This is a genomic window from Rheinheimera baltica DSM 14885, from assembly GCF_000425345.1.
GTDB lineage: Bacteria > Pseudomonadota > Gammaproteobacteria > Enterobacterales > Alteromonadaceae > Alishewanella > Alishewanella baltica.
In genome coordinates, this window is the sequence record NZ_AUDG01000101.1 from 1 (window position 1) to 5058 (window position 5058).

Annotated in this window: 5 protein-coding genes; 1 reads left to right on the forward strand and 4 read right to left on the reverse strand. The window is 43.9% G+C overall.

Annotated features, from left to right (window positions below):
* From H595_RS23030 to H595_RS0119280, 4 genes are all read right to left on the reverse strand, one after another.
* Positions 1-211, reverse strand: a 211-nt coding sequence (locus tag H595_RS23030; protein WP_037055466.1) for a phage integrase N-terminal SAM-like domain-containing protein, incomplete at its 3' end; no start/stop codon positions are given.
* A gap of 87 nt (positions 212-298) precedes the next feature.
* The gene (locus H595_RS0119270) at positions 299-1141 is read right to left on the reverse strand and encodes an HDOD domain-containing protein (protein ID WP_027672613.1); all 843 of its coding nucleotides are present in this window, start codon (positions 1139-1141) and stop codon (positions 299-301) included.
* Between the two features lie 23 nt (positions 1142-1164).
* Positions 1165-3813, reverse strand: a complete 2649-nt coding sequence (locus H595_RS0119275; protein WP_027672614.1) for a hybrid sensor histidine kinase/response regulator — start codon at positions 3811-3813, stop codon at positions 1165-1167.
* Between the two features lie 84 nt (positions 3814-3897).
* Positions 3898-4812: an MBL fold metallo-hydrolase gene (locus H595_RS0119280; RefSeq protein WP_084153662.1), complete on the reverse strand. Its 915-nt coding sequence runs from the start codon at positions 4810-4812 to the stop codon at positions 3898-3900.
* On the opposite strand from H595_RS0119280, the gene H595_RS0119285 reads away from it, so the two are divergent.
* The coding region (locus H595_RS0119285) for a transposase (protein WP_027672616.1) at positions 4811-5058 on the forward strand (248 nt) is incomplete at its 3' end. The two genes, H595_RS0119280 and H595_RS0119285, sit on opposite strands and share 2 nt — an antisense overlap.

A 5058-nucleotide genomic window follows, 5' to 3' on the forward strand; every position in this document is an offset into this window, starting at 1 on the left:
CACTCCAGGATTTGGTTTCCACCAGTTTCAGGAAATAGCCTTTAAGCTCAGCAGCGGTGAGGGCATCCGGGCAGGTGTCAAAAAACAGTGAAACCTGGCGCAAATAGCGGCTATACATATCAACCGTTTTAGGACTTTTTCCTTGCAAGGTTAACGCATTAAGATATTCTTGATACAAATTATTAAAGCGGTGTTGCTCGTTGGTATTCATGATAATACTCCTTACAGAGCCTTCACGATTGAAGGGCATAAGAAGTACAGCTGATGATCCACTCTGCCGCGTAGCGGCTTCGTTCAACTAACTAAATACTGTTCGTACGTCCTGATATACGGTTTGTATATCAGGGTGTAGCATAAAGTTTTCCTGCGGCGCCATATGCATGTTCATGTAGTATTTTAACAAGCGCTGTTCTTGTTCTTTATCACTGTAACCATCCCGGGCAATATTTGCCAGACGAATAAAGTCAGTATAATCTGGGCCCGGATTACAAGGTTCTAATGTTTGCCAGTTCAACGCCACCTGTTGAAATTCATCAGCAAACCCCCACACATTGAGAATTCTTACACTTACCTGAGTAGCTAAATTTGTTGTTAAAAACAACAAAAACCGCGAATCTCCTAGTAAGTCTTGCTGGCGTTCGGCTTCAGTAATAAGTGGCAGTGCACCGATGTTATGGACTAATGCCATTAGCGTAAGAACGTCTTTATTTAGTCCTGAGCGACCAACCTGGCTGTTATAGTATGCCAGGCACGCTGCAGAGATGCTGGCTACCTCAATGCTGTTCTGCCACAACATGTCTAATTGTTTTTGTACTTGTTTGTGCTTAGATACAAATACTTGTTCCAATGCCATTGCAATGGCAATATTTCTAATTTGGCTTAAGCCTATTCGTGTTACTGCCTGGTTTAGTGTTGTAACCTTAATTGAACGTCCCATAAAGGCGCTGTTTGCGACTTTGATCATTCTGGCAGCCAGTGCGGGGTCTTGCGCAATAACATCCGCCATCTCGTTGAGGCTGATATCAGGCTCTGCTGAGCGTTGTCTTACTTTTAGCGCTACATCTGGCAGTGTTGGTAATACCAATTCGTCATGTTGAATTTTATGCTTTAAAATCTGAAGCAATTGTTGTTGCGCTGTCATAGTATCTCCTTAGCTAAACCACACTAGGCTTCTTGCTGCGATGAGCTGGCAATTACCTGCCACATGCGTTTAATTAACGCTTCGCAACTTTCACATTGTTTATTATTGGCATTTAGCTCTAACTCTCCCGCAAGTGCTGTAATATCAGGATAGCCCATACTGCCGGCGCTGCCTTTCAAACTATGCGCTGCATAAGATAATTGCGGCCACTGAGAGGAACCGCAATATTGTTGTAATTCTTTTACCAGTGCAGGCAATTGCTCAGCAAACTGCTGTTTCAATGCTTGCATTTGCGGGTCTAACGCCAACTGTTGCGCCAGTATGTCAATTGTAGGCGATGAAGCTTTACCATATTTAGTCAGTATAGCTATCAAATCGACTTGCATTATGGGTTTAGGCATTAGGTCCTGGCAACCAGAGCGACGATATCGTTCCAAATCTTCAGACATCACATTTGCCGTAACAGCTATTATGGGTGTTTCAATACCTGCATGCCGAATCAAACGCGTCGCCTCTTCTCCGCCCATTAACGGCATTTGCATATCCATGAAGATAAGATCAAAGTCATCGGCCAAAGCACGCTCTACTGCTTTATGTCCATTGGCAACGACCTCACAACTGGCATTAGATTTTGCTAACATTAGTTGTAACAACAGTTGATTATCAACGTTGTCCTCAGCTACCAATATGTGTAATTTTCGCCCTGCTTCTGCCTCCAAAATCACATCGGTTTCAGCGGTTGTTTTAGTAAAGCTTGTCACCAACTCGGGTTGCTGTGCTACACAATCAAACTGTAACTCGAAACAGCTCCCTATACCTTTGACACTTTCAACATGAATATCGCCACCCATTTGCAGCATGAGTTTTTTCGAAATACACAGCCCTAATCCGGTCCCACCATAGTGACGGGTTACCGTGGCATCAGCTTGCACGAACGGTTTAAAAATCCGACTGAGTTCTTCAACGCTCATGCCAATACCACTGTCTTTAACCTGAATAAATAATTGCTGGCTGACGACGTCAAACGACAGACTAATGACAATCTTGCCCTTCTGGGTAAACTTTACTGAATTACTGGTTAAATTTAACAGCACCTGACGAAATCTTAAAACATCATTGTGCAAATAACGTGGTAATGGATAGTTTAACTGTAATATGCAGTTTAAACCTTTGGCTTCAGCTTGACTGCGAGTGAGCTGATAAACATCATCAATCACCGCCAGGCAATCAAAGGTTTCATAATTCAGCTCTAGTTTTTCAGCCTCAATCTTGGATAAATCCAAAATATCATTAATCAGGTTTAGTAAATGATCACCGCTTTTTAGCACGCGTTGCAGATAGTTTTGTAACTTAATGCTGTCATTCTCATGCTGTGCTTGTTCAGAAAAACCAATAATAGCGGTTAACGGTGTACGAATTTCATGACTCATATTGGCTAAAAATACACTTTTCAATCTATTGGCTTGCTCTGCCGTTTCTCGAGCCAGAATCAGTTCCTGGTTAGCAGCAGCCAAGTCATCGTTCACGCGCGCCAAATCTTGTGTACGCCTGAGGACTTTATCTTCTAATTGCTGTTTATAAGCACGCTCACGTTCTCGATAGACGCGTAGCTGCCTAACCATAACATTGAATGCTGCGAACATATCGCCTAATTCATCTTGCTTTTTAACCTCTAATAACGTTGATAAATCACCTCGGCCTACAGCAGTTTTAGCGGCGGTTAATTGCTTAATAGGCTCGAAAATATTGCGGATCAGTAACCAATACGCCAATAGTGGCAGGATTAAACAGACTAATATTATCAACAGTACCAGTACCAAAGACAAAGTATGCTGTGTGTTTAGCAGTTCATCTTCGTCTATGCCATACAGTAACTGATAAGAACCGGGCAGACTTTTTCCCAATAGTAACCGGCTTTGCCCCAACAGGATGACATCAGCAAATTGATCGGCGTCAATACTGTGTTGAATCGCTCTAAAGTTTGTTGGGGCAAATGCGCTACCTATAAGCGCTGGATTACTGGCATAGGTAATAGTAGCAGCGCGATTAATTAACAGCGTGACGCTGTTGGGGGTGTGCTGATAACTTACTGTCTCAGCAAATACGTCAAGGTTTAGTACAATAACTAAGTAGCCCCACAGCCTCCTTGACTCTGTTACTGAAGGAACATAAAGCTTATGTGCAAAAAACAATTTAAGGCTATTGCTGTCAGTATCTTCCGCTAGAAAATAACCGGCTTTATCTACCTGAGCCTGTAAAGAAGAAAAATATTCATTGCGAAACCGGTTAGGGACAATAGAGGACTCTGTTTTAATGGGTACCTGTGCTTCATAATCACCATTCAGGTTTAGCAACTTTACCGACTGGATGAGGCGGTCTGTTGTTATTAGCTGACTAAATTGCTGTTCCACCGCCTGCTTCGATTCAGCCGTTGCCGATTGAATATGCTGCAATACCTGTGGATTGGTTGCCAACATTGCCAAGCGTGTTTGTTGGTGCGCTAAAAAGCTGGTAAGGCGCATTTGCTGACGGGTTAAGGCCCTTTCTGCATTGAAAAAAGCCTCTTGCTGCATGTACTGTTTGCTAAACTGATATGCCATAAAGCCGAACGCCATCACTGGTAAAACCAGCAATGGCAGCATATAAGCAACTAGGGTTTCACGTAACTTCATCCTTGCCCTGACGTGTCAGCCGATACCGGCTCTGCATTTTGCATAGGAACACAGCATAACCAGCCCGAGTCGACGCGACAAGTACTAGTTTACATCAGCGTGATATAAGGTTTTTATCCACCGTTCTTCCGTTATAAAATTCCAATGCCATTTTTTCCACTGCTCGCCCAGTCCTTTGTCTACGGCTTGTTGCTCTGTCATACCTTGCGCTTTAAACTCATTCACTATGGCCAACGTGGCTTCCATCATTGCTAATGAACGTTGCACCCCGGCTTTATCCGTCAAGTTGCCATGCCCGGGTATCACTTTTGTCGTGTCATTCAACATGTTTATTAGTTGCCGGGTATTGTTTATATACCCTTTTACTGACCCACCTTTACTAGTATCAATAAAAGGAAAGCGCCCTTCAAACAATAAATCCCCCATATGCACGATATTGGCTTCTTCAAACCAAACAACAACGTCACCGTCAGTATGGCTTGCCGGCATCGCATCTAACCGCACAGTCATGCCGTTCATACGCAGGCGAAGCTGTTCGATAAAAGTTGTGGTTGGCAGACCAGCTGTAGGAAAAGCGCCATCCTGCTGTAAGCGGATCAGTACATTTTGATGTGCAATAATGTCAACGCCGGCAGATAAGGCGGCATTGCTACCAACATGATCACCATGTACATGAGTATTGATCAGCCGGCTTAACGGTTTTCCTGCACTTAGTTGTAGCACTTTGGAACGAATTTTTTCTGCTAATTCTGCATACTGCGAATCAATCAGCAGCACTTCGTCGCCAGCAACGAATGTCGCCATATTACCGCCAGCACCGGACAGCATATATATATTGCTGCCTAACGCAGTTTCTTGAATTTGTACATCAGCAAATCGATCTGCCTGCGCCGAGAATACCGTTAATATCAATCCGCAAGCGGCTAGGTAATACACCCTAAAAATAACTGACGTCAAAAGTAGAATTTTCTCGTAACATAAACGCAGGAGATTCTGCATGAAAACATCTAAATTTAGCGACAGCCAAATCCTGGCAATTCTAAAGCAAGCCGAAGCCGGCGCACCCGTTCCGGAGCTGTGCCGCGAGCATGGCATGAGCTCGGCTACCTTCTATAAATGGCGCGCCAAGTTTGGCGGCATGGATGCGTCCATGATGGCCAGATTGAAGGAGCTGGAAACCGAAAATGCACGGCTTAAAAAGATGTATGCCGAGGAGCGGCTAAAGGCTGAAATCCTCAAAGAGGC

What these genes read in the sequence shown, in the direction of transcription:
- H595_RS0119270 (WP_027672613.1), bottom strand. Translation starts at nt 1,141, where the DNA reads ATGACAGCGCAACAACAATTGCTTCAGATTTTAAAGCATAAAATTCAA.
- H595_RS0119275 (WP_027672614.1), bottom strand. Translation starts at nt 3,813, where the DNA reads ATGAAGTTACGTGAAACCCTAGTTGCTTATATGCTGCCATTGCTGGTT.
- H595_RS0119280 (WP_084153662.1), bottom strand. Translation starts at nt 4,812, where the DNA reads ATGCAGAATCTCCTGCGTTTATGTTACGAGAAAATTCTACTTTTGACG.